Source organism: Faecalibacterium sp. An122, from assembly GCF_002160895.1.
In the GTDB taxonomy this organism is placed as follows: domain Bacteria; phylum Bacillota; class Clostridia; order Oscillospirales; family Ruminococcaceae; genus Faecalibacterium.
This window is the reverse complement of the sequence record NZ_NFLL01000002.1, coordinates 243,723-266,174: the sequence shown is the minus strand read 5'-3', so window position 1 is coordinate 266,174 and position 22,452 is coordinate 243,723. Positions and strand designations below refer to the sequence as shown.

Genomic DNA, 22,452 nt, shown 5'->3' with positions numbered 1-22,452 from the left:
CCATCTCACAGGCCGGCGTTGACTTGGCGCGCGGTCTTGACGTTGGCCTGGTGTTCGGCCAGGGTTTTGGCGTAATAATAGTGACCGGTCAGGTCGGTGACAAAGAAATAGGCGTCTTGGGCCTCCTCATCCGGCTGGGGGTTCAGGGCAGCCCGGATGGCTTCCAGGCCGGGGTTGGACACCGGGCCCGCCGGCAGTCCGCTGCGGCTGTAGGTGTCGTAGGCGTCGATGATCTCCTGGGGAATGGCGTCCCAGCCCCCATACCAGGGGGCCACCCAGTTCCACAGGTAGTTGTTGTCCTCGTCGCTCTGGATATAGCTGGAGACGTTGCTCTCCAGCCGCGGATAGGGCGAGCCCTCCGCCAGGCGGTTGCGGAACACCTGGGCCACGTTGCTGTCCTGGTCGTTGCCGGCCTCCTCCTGGACGAAGGAGGCCAGGGTGACGAGCTGATGCAGGGTCATCCCCTGTTCCTCCAGGCTGGCGTAGATCTCGTCGGTGATCATCTGGTCAAACCGGGCGTAGAAGGTGGCCACATAGTCGTGGACGGTGCCGTCGTTGAGGAACTCATAGGTGTCGGGGAACAAATAGCCCTCGCACTTCATGAACCGGCCGGGGGCCTCCTCATCGCTGGGGACGTACTGCCAGAAGCGGTATTCACTGAAATCGCCCTCGTTGGCCTCGGTGAGAAATTCCTCCGCGGTGCACAGGCCCGCCTTTTCCATCTGCTGTGCGATGGCGATGGCGGTGGTACCCTCGGGGAAGGTCAGACGGGTGGACTCGGCGGCCGCGTACACCGACAGGGCCTGAATGAGTTCGTCGTAGGACGCGCCCTGCTCCAGCTCAAAGGTGCCGTACTGCAGTTTGGAGGCAGCGCCCTGCCGGCCCACATACCAGCGGAACAGCCGCGGAAAGCGGATGACGCCGGCCTGCTTCAGGTTGCGGGCAATGGCGGCCACACCGCTGCCCTGATCCACCGTGACGGTGACGGTCTGGCCGGAGGCTCCGCCGCCGGTGATTTCCCGGCGGAACAGCAGGGCCACCGCTCCCGCCGCCAGCACCAGAATCAGCAGCAGGGCCAGAATCACCCGGCGCAGGGTGTGCTTTTTGGGGTGCGGGGCAGAATGCTTGCTCGTTTTCGCGTCCTTCATACAACGTTTTTCCTTCCTTGTGCAGGTCCGGCCAGGCCGGAACCGGGCCCGAAGGGGCCCGCCTTACTTTTCCATCATCAGCCGCATATAGCTGCCGCTCACGTCAAAGGGGGCGCAGGCAAACCGGATCATGCCGTATTCCTGCCGTGTGCCCTCCCCCAGAAACAGGGGCTGGGCGGCGCCCACGGTAATCACCGCTTTTTCCACCACCACTTCCTTCTGGCGGGCGGCTTCCATCAGCACTTCGGCGGCGCGGTCATCGTCGGCCATCAGCTCCACAAAAAAGAGGGTGTCCTCCCTGCGGAAATACAGGCCATAGCCGTGGTCATTGGAGACGATGGTGATGCCGCGGGCATACAGTTCTCCCAGCACCACCGTCATCCGGGCGGGGTCCACTTCCACGCTGTCGGGGCAGTACTGCCGACGCAGCTCACAGAGCTTTTTGGCCGTGACGGCGTCAAAGTCCGCCTGGCTCCACAGATTGCGGCGGACCTCCCGGGTGAGGCAGCGCAGGCCAAAGGCCCAGCTGAAACCGCGGGCAGCATAAAAGGCCGAACGCTGGGGGCCCGAGGGCACCGTCACCACAAAGTCGGCGCCCTGCCGGCTTTTCTGGCTGAACACATAGTCCACCAGGCCGGCGGCGTCGTTGTCATCCCGGCTGCACAGGCCATAGAGGTAGCAGCCCCGCCGCCCCTGCAAAGTGACCGGGACTGCCAGGACCAGCGCCTGCAGCACACCGTTCTCCTCTGCCAGGTAGGTGTTCTCTTCCCCGGCAAACTGCCGGACTGCCTTTTCGGCCTGGTCGGCGGGCTCATCCCACTGGGCAGCCCAAAGCTCTTTCACAGCCGCCCAATCCAACGGCTCCATCAGCCGAAACATCTTTAAGATACCCCCTTTTTCTTGATTTTATTGCAAATTCTTCGGTTTTTCGTTTATTCCAGCACAGACTCCGCCAGGGCCAGAACCTGCCGGCCGATGTCCTCCACCGTCCGCATCCGGCCCGCCTCGGTGCACTCCACCGTCTGCCAGCCCAGCTTTTGGGCGCAGTATTCGGCGGCGCGGCGGCTCCGCTCCAGATATTCCAGGTCCCGTTCCTGAATGTCCTTTTTGCTCTCGTCGCCGTGGTAGCGGCTGGTCATCAGCTGCTGGCTGACCGCAGGGTCCACCCGCAGGTAAATCACCGCATCCGGCGCAGGCAGACCCAGAAGTTTGTATTCGTATGTAAACAGCCAGTCCAGGTAGGCGTCCCAGGCCTCGGGGGGCAGTTTGGAGCACTGATGGGCTCCGTTGGAGGTGGTATAACGGTCGGCAATGACGATGCCGCCCTCCTGATAAAACGTGCCCCAGTCGGTCTTATAGCTGGCGTAGCGGTCCACGGCGAAAAAACTGGAAGCGGCGTAGGCGTTGACGTCGTCGGGCTTGTCCCCGAACTGTCCCGCCAGGTACATCCGCACCAGGGCCGAGGAATCGCTGGCATAGTTGGGGAAACTGATCTGGCGTACCTGCCGCCCCTGGGCGGTCAGATGCTGGGCCAGCAGCCGGGCCTGGGTGGCCTTGCCGCTGCCGTCCAGGCCGTCAATCACCAGCAGGCGGCCCCGGGTTCCCTCTGTCGTCATACCTCTGCACCGCCTTCGCGCAGGGCCTGGTATTTATCCCGCACTGCGGCGGGATGGCCGCAGCACATCTTGCCCTCGGGACAGGGGCCTTCCAGGCAGCCGGGGCCGGCGGTGCGGAACAGATGGGGCGCCACCGGGTAGACCAGGCGCAGCATTTCATCGGCCAGCTGCCGGATTTCCCACTGGGCCCGCTCACAGCACCGCAGCCGGAAGAAATTCAGCAGGCTGCGGGCGTTCATGGTGACCACCATCTTGGTCTCACAGGCGTTGGGCAGCACAAAGCGGGCGTCCTCGTTGGCCATCTTTTCGGCCTTGCGGCGGGCCTCCTTTTCGGGCACACTTTCGGCCATCAGGCGGGCGGCATGGCCCTCTTCCAGCTTATGGGCCAGGTCCAGGTAGCGGCGGGCATCCTCCTCCATGCTGGCCAGGAAAGCCTCCTTGGCCTCGGGCACCGCCTCAATGGCGGGGGGCACCACATAGCGGAAGTCATCCAGCCGGACATACCGCTGGCTCTGGACGCTGAACGAAGCGATCCGGTGGCGGGTAATCTGGGCCAGCAGAGACCGGCTGACCCCCTCGATGCCAAAGGTAAAGCTGGCGTGCTCAATGGGGCTGGCGTGGCCCAGGTCGCTGAGCATATTCAGGAAGCGGGCGGTTTTCTCGTCGTCCAGGCCGTCCAGCAGGTCGGTGATGTGGCTGTCGGAATAGCACAGCTTGGCCGCCGCGGCCACCACCTTCTCGGGCTCCGGGGTATAGGCAATCAGTCGAACTGTCATCATGGGCGTTTAATCCTCCGTTCCTTTGGTCAGCGGGGCCAGGTTTGCCATCATCTTTTTGGTGCCGACCTTCTCAAAGCGAATCTCCACAATGCTGTCCCCTGCCGCCGGGGTCACGCGGGTGACCATGCCGCGGCCAAAGACCTTGTGGAACACCGTCTCCCCCGGCTCATAGTGCTTGGAGGGAGCGGACGGCCGGGGCGCCGCCGGGCGGGAAATGCCTGCCGCCGGCGCGCCCGGGAAGGCCACCTTGGCGCGGCCTGCGCCGGCGTTGTACTCCCGGTTGAGGTAGCCGCTGCTGCGGCTGCCGGAGGCGGTGCGGCCCCATCCGGACGGCCCGGAGTAACCCGAAGCGCCGCCGGGCACCCCATCCCCCATGCTGCCCCAGCTGCGTGCGGGGCGGTCCAGGGACGGGCTGCGGGTGGTTTCCAGGTATTCGGGCTCGATCTCGTTGAGGAAGCGGCTGGGCTCATTGCGGCAGGTGCGGCCGTAGAGCATCCGGGTGACGCTGTGGGAGATATACAGTTCCTTTTTGGCCCGGGTGATGCCCACGTAGGCCAGACGGCGCTCCTCCTCCAGGTCCTCCGGGGAGTAGCGGCTCATCTCGCTGGGGAACACGCTCTCCTCCATGCCCACCAGGAACACATAGGGGAACTCCAGGCCTTTGGCCGAGTGAATGGTCATCAGGACCACCTGGTCGGCGTCCTCGTTGTAGCTGTCAATGTCGCTGATGAGGGCGATTTCTTCCAGATAGCCCTCCAGGCTGGCGTCCACCCCGCGGGTGTCGCAATAGGCCTTGACGTTGTTGACCAGCTGGCCCAGGTTCTGCAGCCGGTCCTGGGCATCCTCATGGCCCTGGGCCGCCTGCTGTTCCAGCATCTGGCCGTAGCCGGTCAGGTCGATGACCTTCTGGGCAAACAGGTCCAGGGGGCAGGTGTCCAGCGCGTCCTGCAGCTGGCGGTAGATCTGCCAGAACTTGAACAGGGGCGCCACCGACCGGGACAGCTTGGCGTACTGGTCGGCGCGGCTGATGATATCCAGCATGCTGACCCCTTCCAGACCGGCCAGCTCGGCGATGGCATCCACCGTGGACGCGCCGATTTTCCGGGCCGGCTCGTTGATGATCCGGCGCAGGCGGACGTCGTCCTTGGGGTTGGCCACAATGGACATATAAGAGTGGATATCCTTGATTTCCTTGCGGTCATTGAACCGCTGGCCGCCCACAATCTTATGGGGAATGCCGGCCCGGGTGAAATAGTTTTCGATGGGGTTGGACTGGGCGTTCATCCGGTAGAGGATGGCGTGGTCGGACAGATGGCCCCCGGCCCGCAGGTGCTGGCCGATGATTTCAGCGATGTGGCTGGCCTCGTCCCGCTCGTCCTCCGCCTGGTAGACATGAACCGGCGCGCCCTCGCTGTTTTTGGTCCAGAGGGTCTTGCCCTTGCGCTCGGTGTTGTGGCTGATGACGCAGTTGGCGGCGTTCAGGATGTTGGAGGTGGAGCGGTAGTTCTCTTCCAGCCGGATGACCTTTGCCCCGGGGTAATACCGCTCAAAGTTCAGGATATTCTCAATGGTGGCGCCGCGGAACCGGTAGATGCTCTGGTCGTCGTCGCCCACCACACAGATGTTCTTTTCGGGGCCGGTCAGCAGGCTCACCAGGCGAAACTGGGCCACGCTGGTGTCCTGATACTCGTCCACCAGCAGGTACTGGTACTTGGTCTGGTAGTAATCCCGGACCTCGGCGTTCTCCTGCAGCAGGCGGACGGTGTAATAGATCAGGCCGTCAAAGTCAAAGGCGCCGGCCTCATGGAGGCGCTTTTCGTAGATGCCGTACAGCTTGGCGGCCAGCTCCAGCTTGGTCTTGCCCACGCTCTCCTTGGCGGCCTCGGCGGGGTCGATGAGCTGGTCTTTCCAGCGGCCGATCTGGTTCAGGGCCGCCTTGACCTGGAAGAACTTGTCATCCACGCTCTGTTCCTTGTAGATGGCCTTCATGACCCGCTGGGCGTCGTCGGTGTCGTAGATGGTGAAGCTGCGGGGCCAGCCGATTTCCTCGGCGTACCGGCGCAGAATCCGCACACAGGCCGAGTGGAAGGTGGAGGCAAAGACCTCTTTGCCCTCCTCGTCCCCCAGCATGGAGCACAGACGGTCTTTCAGCTCTCCGGCGGCCTTGTTGGTGAAGGTGATGGCCATAATGTTCCAGCTGCGGGTGGGGTTATAGCGCATCATATCGTCCAGCCAGGCCGGCACGTCGGTGCCGGTCATGATGGCGGTGCGCAGAGCCCGCAGGTCCTCATCCACCGCGGGACGGGGGGTCCAGCGGCTGCCATGGGCGCTGCCGAACCGGATCAGGTTGGCGATCCGGTTGACCAGGACGGTGGTCTTGCCGCTGCCGGCGCCGGCCAGAATCAGCAGCGGGCCGCTGGTGGTAAACACCGCCCGCCGCTGCATCTCGTTCAGGCGGCCAAACTGCTTTTCAATGTAGGTGTCCCGAAGGGAGCAAAATTCTGTCTGTAAATCGGTTGCCATTCCGTACTACTTCTCCTTGTATCGTAATATCCGCCCGTTCCTGCGGCCTCTGTGCCATCCCCCGGCACGAATCAGAAGAAGCCCGCTCCGGGCCAAAGTCTCTGGAGCGGGCGCTGTTGGTGCTGATTTCTTTCAGAAGGTTCAAAAGGGTGCGGTGACATCCACTGCGCCCGCACGGGCCCAGGTAGCCCGGCTGGCCCGGCGCACAGCCCGAAGGGTGTACTGGCCGCCGCTCATGGCGCAGACCGAAGCGGCGATGACGGCCACCACCTCAGGCGGGATGCCCGGCTCAATGCTGGGAGCCGCAGCCGCAGCGGGCTGGGCTTTCGGGGGCGCCGGCCGGGACGGCTTGGAAGAGATTTCAGGCGAGGGAATCTGGTTTTTGCCCCGCAGCAGCACATAGGCCAGAACCACGGCTCCCAAAACCACCACAAACATAATCAGACTGGAATCCATCCTTCATCCTCCTTTACTTGGTCCGGCGGACCGTTTGTTTTTTGCAAGCCGGGGACGCTCAGCGCCGGCCGATGCGGGGGGTTGCATCGGTGAAGCCCACTTCCAGCTTGTCGCCGATGCTCAGACTCATGGCGGTGCCCAGAGCCACGCAGTTGACCGGATCGGGCGAGACGTAGACGTCCACCTTCAGCTCCTGGCTCAGGTATTCGGGCAGGCCGTGGAGCTGGGCGCCGCCGCCAGTCAGCATGACGCCGTTCTTGTAGATATCGCCGGCCAGCTCGGGCGGGGTCTTCTCCAGCACCTGATGGGCGGCGGTGCCGATCTGTTCGCTCAGCATCATGACCGGCTCATACAGATCGCTGGTGGACACATTGACACGGACCGGCAGGCCGGTCAGCAGGCTGCGGCCCTTGATCTCCATGGTCTCGTCAAAATCGGTTTTCTGGGGGCAGCAGGCCACCCGCTTTTTCAGTTCCTCGGCGGTGCGCTGGCCGATGGCGATGTTAAACTTGGCCCGCACATGCTTGAGGATTTCGTCGTCGTAGTGGTTGCCTGCCACCCGGACGCTGGTGGCCTTGACCTTGCCGCCCAGGGACAGGACGGCGATATCGGTGGTGCCGCCGCCGATGTCAATGATCATCCGGCCGTCGGGCACCGTGATATCGATGCCCGAGCCCAGGGCCGCGGCGATGGGCTCGTCGATCAGGTAGACCTGACGGGCGCCGGCCGCCACCACGGCCTCCACCACGGCGTCGCTCTCGATGCCGGTGATGGCCGCCGGCACGCAGACCGCCACGCGGGGCTTGACCATGTGGGAGCTGTAGACCTGATTCACAAAGCGGCAGATCAGCTCACGGGTCATGGTGTGGTCGCTGATGACGCCATCCTTCAGGGGGAAGGTGGCCGAAATGTAGTTGGGGGTGCGGCCCACCATGGCCAGGGCCTTGTCGCCCACCTCCAGGACGGTATTTTTGCGGGTATCGATGGCCACAATGCTGGGCTGGTTCAGGACCACGCCCTTGCCCTCCTGTGCGATGATGATGGTGGTTGTACCAAGATCGATCCCGATATCATTCTGTGCCATAATCCAAACGTTCCTTTCTCTATCCACGAAACAGCCTATCTTGATGAAAGCTCAGGTTGCGCTGTAAAAATCCAGCTTTCAGTATACCATACTCAGGGCCAAAAGTATAGCAATTTCTCACCGGGGCGCAGCTCACGCCCCAGTTTTTGGCCCTGTTTCCAGCGCCTGCTGCTCGGGGGGCAGAGCCTCCCGCAGAAGGGCGGCCAGGCCCGAATACCGCAGGTTCTGGCGGACATTGGCCATCATGGCGGCCACCGTATCCCGCCGGCCCGCCGTCACGCAGAGTTTGCGGGCGCGGGTCACCCCGGTATAAAACAGGTTTCGGTAGCACAGCCGGGGCGGCACCTGGGCCGCCGGCAGCACCACCGCCGCAAACTCGCTGCCCTGGCTCTTGTGGATGGTGATGGCGTAGGCGGTTTCCAGCTCGCTGAGGTTCTCGGCGGGATAGATCAGGCGGCGGTCATCCATCCGCACCACCATGGAGCGGTCCCGGGTATTGATGGACTCCACAATGCCGATATCGCCGTTGTAGGCCCCTACCCCCTGTTCGCCGCCGTCCCGGTGCCAGATGATCTCGTAGTTGTTGCGGACCTGCATCACCTTGTCCCCCACCCGGAATACCCGGGAGGCGCTTTGCAGCTGAGGTTTGCCCGGGGCGGGCGGATTCAGCATATCCTGCAGCAGGCTGTTCAGGGCCTGGGTGCCGCAGGGGCCCATTTTGGTGGGACAAAGGACCTGGATGTCCCGCACCGGGTCAAAGCCATAGCTGCGGGGCAGACGGGTGGTCACCAGGTCACAGACCAGCTTCTGGCAGACCTCGCCGTCCGCTTCCAGAAAGAAGAAATCGTCCTCCTTGCCGCCCTTCTGCAGGGGGCGGCCGCTGACGATGTTGTGGGCGTTCTCCACAATCAGGCTGCGCTTGGCCTGGCGGAAAATCCGCTTCAGGCAGACGGTGGGCACCACCCCGGACCGGATGGCCTCACTGAGGATATTGCCGGGGCCCACGCTGGGCAGCTGGTCGGCGTCTCCCACCATAATGATCCGGCAGTTGGGCCGCAGGGCCGCCAGCAGGCTCTGGAACAGCTGGACATCCACCATACTCATCTCATCCAGAATCACCACATCGCACTTGAGCAGGTTCTTTTCGTTGTGGATGAAGCTGACCACGCCCCCCGAATAATCCACCTCCAGCAGGCGGTGAATGGTGGAGGCCTTGCGGCCGGTGAGCTCACTCAGACGCTTGGCGGCCCGGCCGGTGGGGGCGCAGAGGGCCACCCGCTCGGCCTGGCTCTCCAGAATATTCAGGATGGCGTTGACGGTGGTGGTCTTGCCGGTGCCGGGGCCGCCGGTCAGCACCAGGCAGTTCTCAGTGACGGCCCGGCAGATGGCCTCCTTTTGTTCCGGGGCATAGGCGAAGCCCTGGGACAGTTCCAGCACCCAGATGTCCCGCTCGATGTGGTGGGCCTTTTGGGGCTCCCGGCGGACCAGGGACGCCAGCCGGTCGGCAATGGCCTCCTCCGCAGCCAGCAGGTCGGGCAGGCAGATGTATTCCCCGCCGTTCCAGGTTCGGGAGGCCAGTTCCCCGCTGGCCAGACAGCTTTCCAGGGCGTCGGTCAGCTTTTCGGGGGGCTGATGGATAAAGGAAGAGGCGGTGGCCACCAGGCGCTCCCGGGGCAGGCAGGTGTGTCCGTTGCCGGCGTTGTGGCGCAGGGTCCGCAGCAGGGCGGCTTCCAGACGCTGGGCGCAGTCCCCTTCCATCTGATAGTATTGGGCGATGCTGTCGGCGTGGCGGAAATCCAGCTGCAGCGGCTCGCCGCACAGCAGATAGGGATTGGCCGCGATGGCCTGAGCCGCCCCCGGCCCAAAGGTGCGGAATACCTCCATGGCCCGCCGGGGCCCGATCTCAAACTGGGCCAGGTAGGCAATCAGTTCCCGCATGCCGAACATCCGCTTGAATTCCTGCTGGATGCGGTCGGCCTTGTCGGCCGAAATGCCCTTGATTTCGGTGAGGCGGGCGGGCTCGTTGGCGATGACGTCCAGAGAGGCGGCGCCGAACTTCTCGATGATCTTCTGGGCGGTGGCGGGGCCCACATAGGGCAGGGACCGGCTGGCCAGGAACGCATAGACGGCGTCCAGATCCTTGGGCATATCGGTGATGCACTCGACGGCGTGGAACTGGCGGCCATAGGTGGCGTGGGTCTCGTACTTGCCGCGGCACACCACGCTCTGGCCCACGTGCAGTTCCCCCAGCGTACCGCAGACCACCGTCAGGGTGCCCCCGCCCGACAGCTCAAACACCACATATCCGCTGTCGCTGTTCTCAAAAATAATGTCCTCAATGGTTCCTTCCAGCTGTTCCAGCTGCTGGTCTTCCATGGGCGGACGCCCCCTTCCCCTGATAAGCTCATAATAAATAAGTATACCCTTTCGGGCGGATTTTGTAAATTGGGACCAGTATAAAAAATCCGCCCCGGCACCAGCCGGAGCGGACGGACTCTGTATCACTTTCAGGCCTTGCGCAGGCGAACGCCGGCATGCCCGGTAGCGGACTGGCTGCCGCCGCGGTTTTTGTCCAGGCGGCGGATCACCACCTGGTAGGCCGGGATCAGGAAGAAGCAGGCCGCAAACCAGGCCACCGGGCTGGCAATGCAGCCGGCCCAATAGCCGAATACCGGCACCATCCAGAAGCCCACCAGCGCCCGGGCGAACATCTCAAACACGCCGGCAAACATGGCCAAGCCGGAATAGCCCAAACCCTGGATGGAATAGCGGTAGATAATCAGGACCGCCAGGGGGATATAGAATACGCTGTTCCAGAACAGGAACTCCTGGGCGTTGGACATAATGGTCCCGCCGGCGGCCTGGGCGCTGTCCAGGAACAGGCCGATCAGCAGGGTATCCGAGAAGTGCAGGATGACAAAGGAGGCGATGCTGTAGAGAATGCTGATGCCCAGCGCCGTCCGCACCCCCTGCTTGACCCGGGGCAGGCTGCCTGCGCCCAGGTTCTGGCTGGTGTAGGTGGTCATGGCGGTGCCGATGCTCTCCAGGGGCACCGACAGAATCTGTCCCGCCTTGCTGCCGGCGGTCATGGCGGCCACAATCGAGCTGCCCAGACCATTGACGGCCGTCTGCAGAACGATATTGCCCACCGCCGTGATGCTGCACTGGAGACCCATGGGCAGGCCCATCATGCACAGCTTGGCGCAGTGGCCGGTGCTGAAGCGGCCTTCCTCCCGGGACCAGCCCAGCATCCGGAAGTTTTTGACCATGTACGCCAGGCTCCACAGACCGGCCACCGCCTGGCTGATGACGGTGGCCAAAGCGGCGCCAAAGACCCCCGCGTGGAAGAACAGAACAAAGACGATGTCCAGCACAACGTTCAGGGCGCTGGCCACCAGCAGGAAGTACAGGGGGCGGCGGCTGTCCCCCAGCGCCCGCATGAAGGCGCTGGTGACGTTGTACAGCAGGGTGAAGGGAATCCCGGCGAAGATGGTGCGGATATACACATCCGCCAGGTCGATGATGTCGGCTGGGGTGTTGGTGAGAACCAGAATGGGGCGGGTCAGAGCCACCGTCACCACCGTCAGCACAGCGGCAAAAATCAGGGACAGCCAAACGGAATTGGCGGTATAGCGGCGCATTTCGGTGTCGTCCTTGGCGCCAAAGCAGCGGGCCAGCGGGATGGCAAAGCCGCAGGCGATGCCGTTCACAAAGCCCAGCACCAGATAGCTCAGGCCGCCGACGCTGCCCACGGCGGCCAGGGCGTCCACGCCCACAAACCGGCCCACAATGATGGTATCGGCCATGTTGTAGAACTGCTGGAACAGGCTGCCCAGCATCATGGGCACCGCAAACAGCAGGATCAGCCGCAGGGGCTGGCCCTGGGTCATGTCTTTTGTCATAGATACATCCTCCTTAGCCCTTCCGCCGTCGCGGAAGGCCCCGCCCCTTTGGCGGGTGCATCCAATCGTTTTTCCAAAAAATCCCCACGAAAAGCGCCCTGCTCCAAAACGGGGCAGGACGTTTCATGCCACAGAAAAATCCAGACCGGATGACATGCGCGTACGGTCTGGATACCGCCAGGGAAATTTTGAGCCAAATTGTGTGCGTAGCCGAAGGCCTAGTGCGCGATTTGGCTCGAAATTTTGTCCCCAGGGGGATACCAGGGGGAAGGAATTTCTGACCTGCGTATGCAGGCAGAAATGGGTTCCCCCTGGAGCGTGTCTCTGACACGCTGAAGCGCCCTGCTCCAAAACGGGGCAGGACGCTGTGTGATTGGTTGCTATTATAGTGCAGGCTGCTAAAATTAGCAAGCGTCTTTTTGGACAATCTACGCGTTTATTTCGGGCGGAAAAATATCTATTTTTACCTCCCCGCCGAGGCCGCTGTCCGGTCAGCTCCGCAGGGTGTCCATGGCCCGCAGCGCGGCCTTCTGCAGGTCGGTGATGTCGATGGTGCACATGGACGCCAGGTCCGCATCGCTGCCGTCGTCGGGGATCTTCTCAATCTCCTCGGCGGTCTTGCCCTTCAGGTATCCGGCAAAGCCGTCGCTGTGTTCATACCACTCCTTGCCCAGGGCCGAAGCCTTGCGCATGCCGTAGTCATCCCCCAGCACGTGCTTGCTCTTGACCTCGCCGTCCCCTGACACCATGCCCTTGGCGTCCACCTTCAAGGAAGGTTCCGCCATATCGCAGACGGCGCTGGTGACCCGGCCCGAGCCGTTGACAGTCAGGGCGGCGGCGGTCACGTCCAGCTGAGGCATGGCGTTTTTGTCCGAAGTGGCCTGGAGGGTAGTGCTGGCGTCGGTGGTCTCAATGCCCAGCGCCAGGCTGTCCCCCTCGGCGGCGCCCATGGCCTGAGCCTGGGCGCAGGCTGCTTCCACCGCCTCGCGGTAGCCGTCCACCTTGATGGTGCAGCCCGACAGCAGGTCTGCATCCTTGGCGTAGCCGTCCGCATCGGTGGACAGGCGGCTGACTTCATCGGCGGTCATCCCCATCAGGTATTCACCAAAGGCGTCCGCCTGTTCGGCCCAGCTCTTGCCGATGGAGGACACCGCCGACAGGGGGTAATCCTCATCCCCCTTCTGCCGCTTGGTCCGCAGGTCCTCGGCCACCGTCACAGCGCCGGCCTCGGTGGTGCTGATTTTGCCTTCCAGCTCATCCAGCACCACCTGGACAATCCGTCCATCCTCATCCAGCAGAACCGCCGCTGCAATGGAGTGGATTTTGCCGGATTTATCCCCTGCCTCGGTCTCGGTCCGGATGGCCAGACCGGTTTTCCATGCGTCATCCTTCTGCCCGGAGGCCGACCCGCTGCCCGGCTTGCTTCCCGACGAACTGCTGGACGAGCTGTCGTCCATTTTCCCGCAGGCGGTCAGCAGCAGGGCCGCCGCGGCCAGCGCTGCCAGATATTGATTTGCTCTCATTCTTTCGCTCCCTTTGCTGATTGCTGACGCCCCGGCTGGGGCTCTTTTGCGGGTAGTCTGCCCGGCCGGCGCCGGTTTTATACACACCCGCCGCGCAAAAAGCGCCCTTTCCGAAGAAAGGGCGCAGGGAGCAAACCATTTTTTACATCATGGGGCTGATAAGCCGGAGCACATCGTCCAGCAGGGTGCCCATGAGGCTGGTGCGGCAGTCGTCCATGGTGATCCGGCGGCTCTGGGCAAAGGTCTTTTCGGCGTCGGCCCGCACCGCCGCCACCTGGCTGTTGTTCATCAGCAGGGTGCCGCACTCAAAGTGCAGATACAGGCTGCGGTAGTCCATATTGATGCTGCCCACCACCGCCACCCGGTCGTCGCTGACATAGCATTTCGAGTGGATGAAACCGGGGGTAAACTCATAGATCTTGACCCCCGCCCGCAGCAGCGGCAGATAATAGGACCGGCTGAGCCGGAAAACAATCTTTTTGTCCGGGATGGCCGGCAGCACCAGCCGCACATCCACCCCGCGCTTGGCGGCCAGCTTGAGGGAGTTCATCAGGTCCTCTCCGATGGCCAGGTAGGGGGTGAAGATATAGACATAGTCCCGGGACTGGTCGATGATATCCCGATAGACGCTCTCGGCCAGGCGCTCCTCGTCCAGGGGGCTGTCCGCATAGGGCTGGATCACGCCGTCGGGCCGGGCCTGCACGGTGGGCCGGAAGGCGCTGTAGTCCTCCTCCATGGGGCGGAAGGAATTCCAGAAATTCAGGAACATGAGGGTGAAGTTCCAGACGGCGCTGCCCTCCAGCCGGACGGCGGCGTCCTTCCAGTAGCCGAACCGCTCCTCGGCGTTGATATACTCGTCGGCAAAGTTGGTGCCGCCGTTGTAGGCGATATTGCCATCGATGGAGACAATTTTGCGGTGATCCCGGTGGTTCATCACCAAAGACACCAGAGGAACCACCGGGTTAAAGGGGATGCAGCGGATATGGGCCCGTTCCAGCCGGACCACAAAGCCGGAAGGCGCAGTGGTCAGACAGCCCATATCGTCGTAAATCACCCGGACGTCCACGCCGGCGGCGGCTTTTTCCTTCAGGATGTCCTCCACGGCGTTCCACATGACCCCCGGGCGGATGATGAAGGTCTCCAGGAAAATGAACTTTTTAGCGTTTCTCAGGTCCTCCAGCAGGTGGGGGAACATCTCCTCACCGCTGGAAAAATAGCGGGCCGAGGTGCCTTTCCATCCCGGCCAGGGGCCGTATTTGGCAATGTAGCCGCTCAGCTCCCGCATCCGCGGGTCCAGCTCCCCCACCTGGTCCGGGTGCTGGGCCACCAGGCCCCGATGGCGGCGGTCCACCGCCTCCATCCGGCGCCGCATCCGGCGGGAGGGCCGTTTGTTGCCCCAGAACAGGTACATCAACCCGCCAAACACCGGCATAATGCCGATCAGCGCCATCCAGGCGATGGTATAGGCCGGGTTTTCATCCTTGCGCACCAGGAACAGGATAATCAGCACGCTGATCACCACCATGACGCTGTTCAGCCAGGCGGCGTACTCGGTGAGGCGGAGGTACAGCGAGGCAATCCACGCCACCTGAACCAGAATCAGCAGCAGCGTAATGGTGATCCGGTTGATAAACCGGCTGAAAAATTTTACGATGGGCAGTCGAAACATAGCTTTCCCCCTCTCTGACGGCAGGCCTGTGCCTCCAGGCCCGCACAGGCTGTGTTGGGAACATCGTATTCCCTGTCAGTATACCGCCCCGGGTCGCTTTTTGCAAGCCGGAGGCAAAAAAGAGGCAAAACCGCCCCCGCCGGGGGGCAGCTTTGCCTCTAGGATTCCTCGTTTTACTCAACCGGTGCCGGATCAGATGGCCGGAGCCTCTGCATCCTCATAGCCCACCAGCAGGCCGCCCAGCTCTGCATAGAAGCTGCACAGCGCGCCGCAGCACACCAGCTCCACCTTGGCGGCAGGCCAGATGGCCTCGATCATCAGCTTGAGACGGCGGGCCGCCTTCTCATTGTCGCAGTGGGCGATCTCCACCGGGCCGCCTGCAAAGCCCTTGTCCCGCATTTCCAGGACCAGGCGCTCCAGGGCGCCGTGCTCGCCGCGGGTCTTGCAAATGATGCCCAGGTCGCCCTGAGGGCTGGCCTGACCCACCACCCGGATGCCCAGGGCGCGGGCCACCATGGCCGCCGTCAGCTTGACGCGGCCGTTCCGGGCCAGATTGTTCAGCGACTCCAGCGAGAACAGCAGGTGGGTGTGATGGCTGTACTCCTCCACCGCCGCGCAGATCTCCTCAAAGGTGGCGTCGGTCTGGGCCAGAGCAGCCATCCGCGCTGCGATCAGAGACATTTCGGGGCCGGTGGACAGACTGTCCAGCACATAAACTTTGGTGCCGGGGTTGATGTCCTGATATTCTTCGGCCGCCATCCGGGCTGCATTGTTGCAGCCGGACAGAGTGCCGGTGATGGTCACAACAAAAATTTCGTCCGCACCCTGATACGCCGCCAGGAAGTCCCCCACGTTGGGGCAGGAGGTCGAGCTCTTCCCCTTGTAGCTGCGCATGGCCGAGGCCATGGCGAACGCGTCAATGTCGGGGGTATCCACATACTCCTGCTCATCGGTGATGATCTTCAGCGGCACACAGGCAAAATCAACCCCCGGCAGCTGGCATAGATTCGATGACGAATCCACAACGATTTTCCGTTTCATACAATACATCTCTCCATTCCTGCAGCCGGCAAGCGCCAACCGTAGCTTTCAGCACTCGTTCGTGGTTGAACAAGTTGTGCTTTCTGCACCCATCATATCAGTTTTCAGATAACTTGTCAACAATATCTAAGAATCTTAATAAAAGGTTTTTATTTTCAATTTCTGTTGACTTTTCAATGAATCGCTGTATACTAAAAACATGAACACTGAAACGAAACGCCGCATTGCGGCTTCGGCTGCGGGCTTTGCCCTGCCCCGGTACGATGAACTTCCCGGCATGGGGCTGTACCTGGACCAGACCGTTCAATATGTCAATCTCCATTTCCGCACGTTTCCGGGGATTGAGCTGACGGGCTCGATGGTCAGCAACTATGTCAAAAAAGGGCTTATCCCCCATCCGGTGCGCAAAAAATACACCCGGGATCAGATTGGCTATCTGATGTACATTATCGCGGTCAAGAACGTGCTTTCCATGGAGAACATCCAGCTTCTGTTCTCCATCCAGCAGGAATACTGCACCCCCGCGACCGCCTACAACACCTTCTGCGCCGAGCTGGAGGCCGCCGTGGGATCTGTGTTCGGGCTGCGCAGCTTTGACCGCCCCCCGGACAACGAACTGAACGACGAGCAGTTCCTGCTCCGGCGCACCATCATCCCGGCCGCCCACAAGCTGTATCTGGACTGCTGCTTCGACGCACTGCGCCAGGAAAAGGCCCTCTGGCCGGATATCCTGGACGATCTGAATTAACCCAGCGCAGGTCTGCCGCCTGCGCTTTTTTCCTGCTTTCCGGCCCCAAAAGGCGGAATTTCCGCCCTGTCAGCGCCGGTTGACAAATTGCCAAGGATGGTTGCTTGCCAAACCGCTCCCCTTCTGGTATCCTGAACTTGCGGCCGCACCCAAGTTTGAACCCCCAAGCGGAAGGAGCATCCTATGAATTTCAACGAAAAACTCATCAGCCTGCGCAAGTCGATGGGGCTCTCCCAGGAAGAACTGGGCGCCGAGCTCCATGTCTCCCGGCAGACCATCTCAAAGTGGGAGTCGGCCCAGTCCTACCCCGATTTCCAGCGGCTGGTCCTGCTCAGCGACTACTTTGGCCTGACCCTCGACGAGCTGGTCCGGGACGTGGACGTCGCCGACGTGCGGAGCCGGAACCTGAACAGCGAAAAGCTGGACTCCCTCTACAACGACGTCGGCACCGCCAAAAAGTTCATCAAGTGGTATCTCATCCTCGCCGGCGGCGCCGGCATCCTCGCCCTTGCCGCCATGCTGTACTTCGCCATCCACGCCGTCTACGTCTGGTAAATCCGGACAGACAAAAAGCCGGACCCTTGCGGGTCCGGCTTTTACAGTGTGCATTTTTACCGCGCGATGAGCTCGCTGACCAGCGCGTCCATCGGCGCTTCGTCGCAGGGGTGGGCTGCGCCGCGGATGCTGACGGTGTGCTCGCAGACGGTGATGTTCTTCATCCCGGCCAGGGCGGCGCCCATCAGCTTGCCCGCCATCGGGGCCCACATCCCGTTTTCCAGCAGGCCGGCGGTGCGGTTCTGGAAGTTCTTGGTCTTGAGGTGGGTCAGGAAGGCCTCCATCGGCGGGAAGAGGAAGCCGTCGTAGGTAGCGCAGGCCAGCACCATCTTGCCGCAGCGGAAGGCCTCGGCCACCGCGTAGGAGACGTCGGTGCGGGTCAGGTCCATCTCGGTGACGGATGCGCCGGCGGCCCGCAGCTTTTCGGCCATCCGGTGGGCCGCCTCACGGGTGTGGCCGTGGATGGAGGCCGAAGCCACCAGAATGGCGGCGGGGTCCTCGGGCTTGTAGCTGGACCAGGTGTCGTAGAGGCTGAGGTAGGGCGCAAGGTCCCCGGTCAGGACCGGGCCGTGCAGGGGGCAGATCCGGCTGATCTCCAGCCCGGCGGCCTTTTTGAGCAGGGCCTGCACCTGAGCGCCATACTTGCCCACAATGTTCAGGAAGTACCGGCGGGAATCGTCGACCCAGTTGGCGAAGCTGTCGCCGTCGGCCACCACGCCGAACCGGCCAAAGCCGTCGGCCGAGAACAGCAGCTTTTCGCTGGACTCATAGCTGACCATGACCTCGGGCCAGTGGACCATGGGGGCAAAGACAAAGGTCAGGGTGTGAGCGCCCAGGTTCAGCTGGTCGCCGTCCTTCACCACCACCTGACGGTCTGCCGGAATGGCGCCGGGGAAGAAGTTGGCCAGGAAGGCAAAGGTCTTGGCGTTGCCCACCACCTTCATCTCGGGGTACTTGGCAGCCAGGCGGGCCACATTGGCCGAGTGGTCGGGCTCCACATGGGACACCACCAGGTAATCGGGAGCGGTGCCGGCCAGCTCGGCCTCCAGGGTCTCCATCCACAGGTCGGTGGCGCGGGCGTCCACCGTATCCATGACGGCGGTCTTCTCATCCCGGATCAGGTAGCAGTTGTAGCTCACACCGCCCGGCACAGGGTACTGGCTCTCGAACAGGTCCAGGGTGGTATCATTGAGGCTGATGCCCAGGACAGAATCGGTAATCTTTGTCTTATGTACGTTCATCGCAAGTCGTCCTTTCCGTTGTTTTTAAGCCCATTTTAAAAGGGAGACCAGCTTTTGGCTGCCGCCCTGTATTCGTTTCACAAGCCCGGGTTTCCACCGGGCCGACTTATCATACCATACTTGTAGGGAAAAAGCAATGGCTGATCTTCTCATTGGCTGAAAAATTTGCTCATGCATCGTCGCCATCGGTCAGGCTGGCCCGGGGCGGCTGACCCGGGGCGGCGTCCAGTTCCAGCAGGACGGCGGCGCTGGCATCGTCCAGAGACTGGACCGAGCGCAGTTTCCGGTTGATGGCACGGGTGCGGGTGCCGATCAGGTCGTCCAGCTCCCGGTCGGACTGGCGCAGCCGCTCCTGCAGCTTGGACAGGCCCTTGTCGAACTTTTCAAACTCGGTCTTGACGGCGCCCAGCACCTGCCAGACCTCATTGGAACGCTTCTGGATGGCCAGCGTCTTGAAGCCCATCTGCAGGCTGTTCAGCAGAGCAGCCATGGTGCTGGGGCCGGCCACGTTGACCTGATAGTCCCGCTGGAGGCTCTCCACCATGCCCTGGTTCACCACCTCGGCATACAGGCCCTCAAAGGGCAGGAACAGGATGCCGAAATTGGTGGTATAGGGGGGCTCCACATACTTGGTGCGGATGTCCTTGGCCTCGGCCCGGATCACCTGTTCCAGAGCGCGGCGGGCCGCCTCCACGGCCTGGGGATCTCCGGCGGCGTAGGCGTCCTGCAGGTGGGCGTAGGTGTCGCCGGGGAACTTGGAGTCAATGGGCAGCCAGACATTCTGGCCGTCGGCGCCGGGCAGCTTGACCGCAAATTCCACCCGCTGGGTGGAACCCGGTATGGTGGCCACGTTGGTGGCGTACTGCTCGGGGGCCAGAATCTCCTCCAGAATGGCCCCCAGCTGGATCTCGCCCAGAATGCCGCGGGTCTTGACGCCCGACAGCACCTGTTTCAGGCCGCCCACGTCGGCGGCCAGGGTCTGCATCTCGCCCAGGCCCTTGTACACCTGTTCCAGCTGGTCGCTCACCGTCTTGAAGCTCTCGCTCACCCGCTTCTGCAGGGTGTCCTGAAGCTGCTCGTCCACCGTGTGGCGGATTTCATCCAGCTTTTTGGCGTTCTCGGCCCGGACGGCGTCCATTCCCTCGGTGAGGGTGCGGCGCATGTCCCCCAGCTTCTGCTCGTTGGACAGTTCCAGGGTCCGCAGGCGGCTCTCCAGGGTCCGCTCCATGGTCTGGAACCGGCCCTCCAGGTTTTTCTGCTGGACGGCCTGGCTGTTGGTCAGCTGGGCCCCCATCCCCTCCACGGCGTTCTGGACGCCCCGGATGGCGGCATAGTTCTGGTCGGCCAGGGCGGCCTGGCTGTCCCGCAGGCGCTTGTTGAAGGCATCCTCCTGGGCGGCCAGCCGCTGTTCCAGCCAGTCCTCCAGCTCCTGGACCTGGTCCTGGTCATCGGGGCGGCGGCTGCGCATCAGCAGCACCACCAGCAAAACATCCCCCGCCAGCAACAGCAGCAGGCAGAGTGCAGCAACAATTACTTCCATGGTTTCTCCTTATTTTTCCTCGTAGCGGAGGGTTTCTTTGGCGGTGACCACGTCGTCCCCATACAGTCCCACGCCGTCGGCCTCGATTTCGCCGCACTGGTTGTCGTAGGGGTCGGCCCGGAAGCCGGTCATGGGCGGATCAAAGGGCGCTTCAAAGGCCCGGTTGGCCACCATCCGGCCGGGGTCCAGATTGCCAAAATAATGCCGGCGCAGTTCCTCCTCCCCGGCCCGGGCCATCGATCCGCCATAAGAGCAGTCGGCGTACATCCAGCCCTTGGGGGCAATGTAGAACATGGCCCAGTCGTGGCAGCCGCACTTGTCCGGCCCCACCGCCAGACCGCTCTGCCACCGGGCAGGAATCCCGGCGATGCGGCAGAGGGTGATGAAGGTCAGGGCCATGATGCCGCAGTCTCCCCGCCGGTCGGCGGCGCAGCGGGTGGGGATATCCTCCAGCACAAAGTAGGCCGGCTGGTAGTGATAGCGGACATTCAGGGTGATGTAATCGTAAAAGCGCCGGGCCTTTTCCGCCGGGCTGGTGACTCCCTCGGTCAGCTGGGCCGCCAGGGCCCGCAGATAGGGGGTAAAGACAATGTGGGGCGCCTCCTCGCCGGTATCAAAATCGGGCTGAACCGGGTCGGGTTCAAAGCTCAACGGGTCGGCATAGCGAGCGGTCTGGGTGTAGCTGTACCGCAGGGTGAAGGAGCGGTTTTGGGTCAGGTCGGCCTCCCAGAACACAGTGCGCTGGGGCGCATCCGCAGGGGCCACATGGGCCGGCTGCTCCGAGGCGAAGTCGATGGAGAGATCGCTCTGGGCGTCGCAGGCAGCTGCCACCGGCAGCCAGGCCCGGACATGGACGCTGTCCCGTCCCTGGGCTTTGGCCCGGGCCAGAGCGGCGTCAAAGGCTGCGTTGCTCATGCCGATGCTGGATTCCACCGTAATTCGGGCCGAGGCACTGCCGGTGCGGACCATCTGTTCATGGACGGCGCGGCGGCGGGCACGGGCCGCGCTGCCGTCGGGGCCGGGGTCCAGCCGCCGGGCCCCATAGGCGGGGTCGGTGTCCAGCAGGGTCTCGGCAAAGCGCTTCTGATAGTGCTTTACTCCCTCCACAAACCGCCAGTCCACCCGGCCGGCCCGGTCCAGCGCCCGGAACTCTTCCGGGGTGAAGTCCCGCACCAGAGACTGCATCCGGGCCACGGCCTGGGCCTCGGTGTAGGGATATTCCCGGGGCAGACGGCACATCATCTCCCGCTGGGCCAGCAGGGCCATCCGCTGGGCGTCCACCCCCTGCGGGGTGGGGTTGGCGGCCCGGTTGGGGCCGTTCTGGGTGGAGGTCCAGTCCTCCGCCAGGCGGGCGTCAATCCGGGCGATGGCCTCGTCGTAATATCCCGCTGCCTTCAGCCGGGCCACATCGTCCGGCAGACCGGCATTCAGGCTGCGAAAGGTTTCGTTGCAATCCAAAGGCATAGGTTTTCTCTCCCCTCTCTTATTCCGCTTGTGCGGCCACGGCTTCCTCCCAGAAGTCCGCCGCATCATACAGCCAGCCTTCGGCGTCGGTGCCGGTGCCCACTCCGACGCCATGGGGCGCATTTTCGTAGACCACCATCTGGTGCATCACGCCATTGCGCTCCAGGGCCCGGTCCAGGGCCGGACTCTGCAGGGGCTGGAAGATCAGACCCAATGTTTTATCGTTCCGCCCGTACCAGTGATAGGTGGGCGGGAAATTGGCCGTCACCTCGGCGGCCAGCTCAACATTGTAATAGTAATCCCCCGGCGCCAGGTAGTCGCCCGCCTCGGCGCCGTCGTACACATAGAAAAAGCAGGGTTTGCTGTACATATAATTGACGATGGGGTAAGCCAGCAGCAGGGCGCCTGGTTTGGGCAGGCCGTAATTGCTGTAGCCCATCCGGTCGGTGCCAAAGATGCCGCACAGCTGACCGCCGGCGGAATGTCCCACTAAGGCGTAGTCCTCGGCCTGAACCCCCAGTTCGTCGGCGTGGTCGGTGATGAACTGAACCGCCCGGACCAAGTCCTCATAGTTGGCGTTGTCCTTCAGGTCATGGCCGGTGCGGTAGCGCAGGATAAAGGCTGCATACCCCATATCATGGAGCTGGCTCACCGCGCCGCAGCACTCCTTCACCCGGCTTGTCCGTTCCAGCATATTTCCCGACAGGACCAGGGCGTACTTGGTCCCCGGCTCCTCGGCGGGAAAATAATACAGCTGCGCTTCCGCCCGGGAAGGGTCCTGGGCGATCTCCTCCTCGCTGTAGAGCTGATAGGTCACCTGAACCCCCTGATTGTAGTTGTCCACCACCAGGTTCAGCCCGGCCACCGCCGTGTCCACCGGGGGTCCTATATAGCGGCGCAGAGACCAGTGGGCATACTCCCAGGGCTGCTCGGGCAGCAGCCCTCCGCGGTCCCATGTATCGAAGCCGGCCCCCACGATTCCCGGGTTGAAATGCAACTCGGCCACGGTGGAGTCCGGGGTGAGATAGGGCGCCAGGACTGCCTGGGCGGGGACGGCCATCCATTCGGACAGCAGCACCACCGCTGCGGTACTATAGACGATGGATCGGATTTTTTCGGGTATTCGCATCTGTTGTTCACCTGAGCTTTCCTGCTTTGTTGGG

The 22,452-nt window shown here is 62.9% G+C and carries 18 protein-coding genes; 2 read left to right on the top strand and 16 right to left on the bottom strand.

The features are described from left to right. Nucleotides 1-5: 5 nt before the first annotated feature. From mltG to B5E67_RS03070, 12 genes are all read right to left on the bottom strand, one after another. Nucleotides 6-1,148, bottom strand: a complete 1,143-nt coding sequence (mltG, locus tag B5E67_RS03125; protein WP_087382774.1) for an endolytic transglycosylase MltG — start codon at nucleotides 1,146-1,148, stop codon at nucleotides 6-8. Nucleotides 1,149-1,211: 63 nt separating this feature from the next. After that, nucleotides 1,212-2,027, bottom strand: a complete 816-nt coding sequence (locus B5E67_RS03120; protein ID WP_087382772.1) for a hypothetical protein — start codon at nucleotides 2,025-2,027, stop codon at nucleotides 1,212-1,214. A 53-nt stretch (nucleotides 2,028-2,080) separates the two neighbouring features. Then, nucleotides 2,081-2,764, bottom strand: coding sequence for a deoxynucleoside kinase (locus tag B5E67_RS03115; protein ID WP_087382769.1), 684 nt, complete (start codon nucleotides 2,762-2,764; stop codon nucleotides 2,081-2,083). Further along, complete coding sequence (gene thyX, locus B5E67_RS03110; protein ID WP_087382766.1) at nucleotides 2,761-3,543, bottom strand: FAD-dependent thymidylate synthase; 783 nt, start codon at nucleotides 3,541-3,543, stop codon at nucleotides 2,761-2,763. The genes B5E67_RS03115 and thyX overlap by 4 nt, the downstream gene beginning before the upstream one ends. Nucleotides 3,544-3,549: 6 nt before the next feature. Next, complete coding sequence (locus B5E67_RS03105) at nucleotides 3,550-6,066, bottom strand: UvrD-helicase domain-containing protein (protein ID WP_087382763.1); 2,517 nt, start codon at nucleotides 6,064-6,066, stop codon at nucleotides 3,550-3,552. A 141-nt stretch (nucleotides 6,067-6,207) separates the two neighbouring features. After that, nucleotides 6,208-6,522 (bottom strand): hypothetical protein, encoded by a 315-nt coding sequence (locus tag B5E67_RS03100; protein WP_087382760.1) that lies wholly within the window; start codon nucleotides 6,520-6,522, stop codon nucleotides 6,208-6,210. A 58-nt stretch (nucleotides 6,523-6,580) separates the two neighbouring features. After that, entirely contained in the window at nucleotides 6,581-7,606 is a 1,026-nt protein-coding gene (locus B5E67_RS03095; protein WP_087247213.1) for a rod shape-determining protein, read from the bottom strand. 132 nt (nucleotides 7,607-7,738) lie between these two features. Then, complete coding sequence (locus B5E67_RS03090) at nucleotides 7,739-9,982, bottom strand: ATP-dependent RecD-like DNA helicase (protein ID WP_087382758.1); 2,244 nt, start codon at nucleotides 9,980-9,982, stop codon at nucleotides 7,739-7,741. A 131-nt stretch (nucleotides 9,983-10,113) separates the two neighbouring features. Continuing rightward, nucleotides 10,114-11,508 carry an MATE family efflux transporter gene (locus B5E67_RS03085; RefSeq protein ID WP_087382756.1) on the bottom strand — a complete coding sequence of 465 codons (1,395 nt, stop codon included), beginning with the start codon at nucleotides 11,506-11,508 and terminating at the stop codon, nucleotides 10,114-10,116. A gap of 491 nt (nucleotides 11,509-11,999) precedes the next feature. Continuing rightward, the gene (locus B5E67_RS03080) at nucleotides 12,000-13,031 is read right to left on the bottom strand and encodes a hypothetical protein (RefSeq protein WP_087247218.1); all 1,032 of its coding nucleotides are present in this window, start codon (nucleotides 13,029-13,031) and stop codon (nucleotides 12,000-12,002) included. A gap of 142 nt (nucleotides 13,032-13,173) precedes the next feature. Beyond that, the gene (gene cls / locus B5E67_RS03075) at nucleotides 13,174-14,700 is read right to left on the bottom strand and encodes a cardiolipin synthase (RefSeq protein WP_087382753.1); all 1,527 of its coding nucleotides are present in this window, start codon (nucleotides 14,698-14,700) and stop codon (nucleotides 13,174-13,176) included. A 192-nt stretch (nucleotides 14,701-14,892) separates the two neighbouring features. Further along, the gene (locus B5E67_RS03070; RefSeq protein WP_087364249.1) at nucleotides 14,893-15,741 is read right to left on the bottom strand and encodes a DegV family protein; all 849 of its coding nucleotides are present in this window, start codon (nucleotides 15,739-15,741) and stop codon (nucleotides 14,893-14,895) included. Nucleotides 15,742-15,940: 199 nt separating this feature from the next. On the opposite strand from B5E67_RS03070, the gene B5E67_RS03065 reads away from it, so the two are divergent. Then, a complete protein-coding gene (locus tag B5E67_RS03065; RefSeq protein WP_087382750.1) occupies nucleotides 15,941-16,489 on the top strand; it encodes a DUF1836 domain-containing protein in 549 nt (182 codons plus the stop codon). A 183-nt stretch (nucleotides 16,490-16,672) separates the two neighbouring features. Further along, the gene (locus B5E67_RS03060) at nucleotides 16,673-17,044 is read left to right on the top strand and encodes a helix-turn-helix transcriptional regulator (RefSeq protein ID WP_087382748.1); all 372 of its coding nucleotides are present in this window, start codon (nucleotides 16,673-16,675) and stop codon (nucleotides 17,042-17,044) included. Nucleotides 17,045-17,100: 56 nt separating this feature from the next. On the opposite strand, the gene B5E67_RS03055 is transcribed toward B5E67_RS03060, so the two are convergent. The 4 genes from B5E67_RS03055 to B5E67_RS03040 form a co-directional block, all read right to left on the bottom strand. Further along, nucleotides 17,101-18,285 carry an MBL fold metallo-hydrolase gene (locus tag B5E67_RS03055; protein WP_087382745.1) on the bottom strand — a complete coding sequence of 395 codons (1,185 nt, stop codon included), beginning with the start codon at nucleotides 18,283-18,285 and terminating at the stop codon, nucleotides 17,101-17,103. Between the two features lie 169 nt (nucleotides 18,286-18,454). Next, entirely contained in the window at nucleotides 18,455-19,825 is a 1,371-nt protein-coding gene (gene rmuC / locus B5E67_RS03050; protein ID WP_087382743.1) for a DNA recombination protein RmuC, read from the bottom strand. Between the two features lie 9 nt (nucleotides 19,826-19,834). Further along, nucleotides 19,835-21,289 (bottom strand): transglutaminase-like domain-containing protein, encoded by a 1,455-nt coding sequence (locus B5E67_RS03045; protein ID WP_087382740.1) that lies wholly within the window; start codon nucleotides 21,287-21,289, stop codon nucleotides 19,835-19,837. A gap of 19 nt (nucleotides 21,290-21,308) precedes the next feature. Next, on the bottom strand, nucleotides 21,309-22,418 hold the full coding sequence (locus B5E67_RS03040) for an alpha/beta hydrolase (protein WP_087382737.1): 1,110 nt from the start codon (nucleotides 22,416-22,418) through the stop codon (nucleotides 21,309-21,311). Between the last annotated feature and the right edge of the window lie 34 nt (nucleotides 22,419-22,452).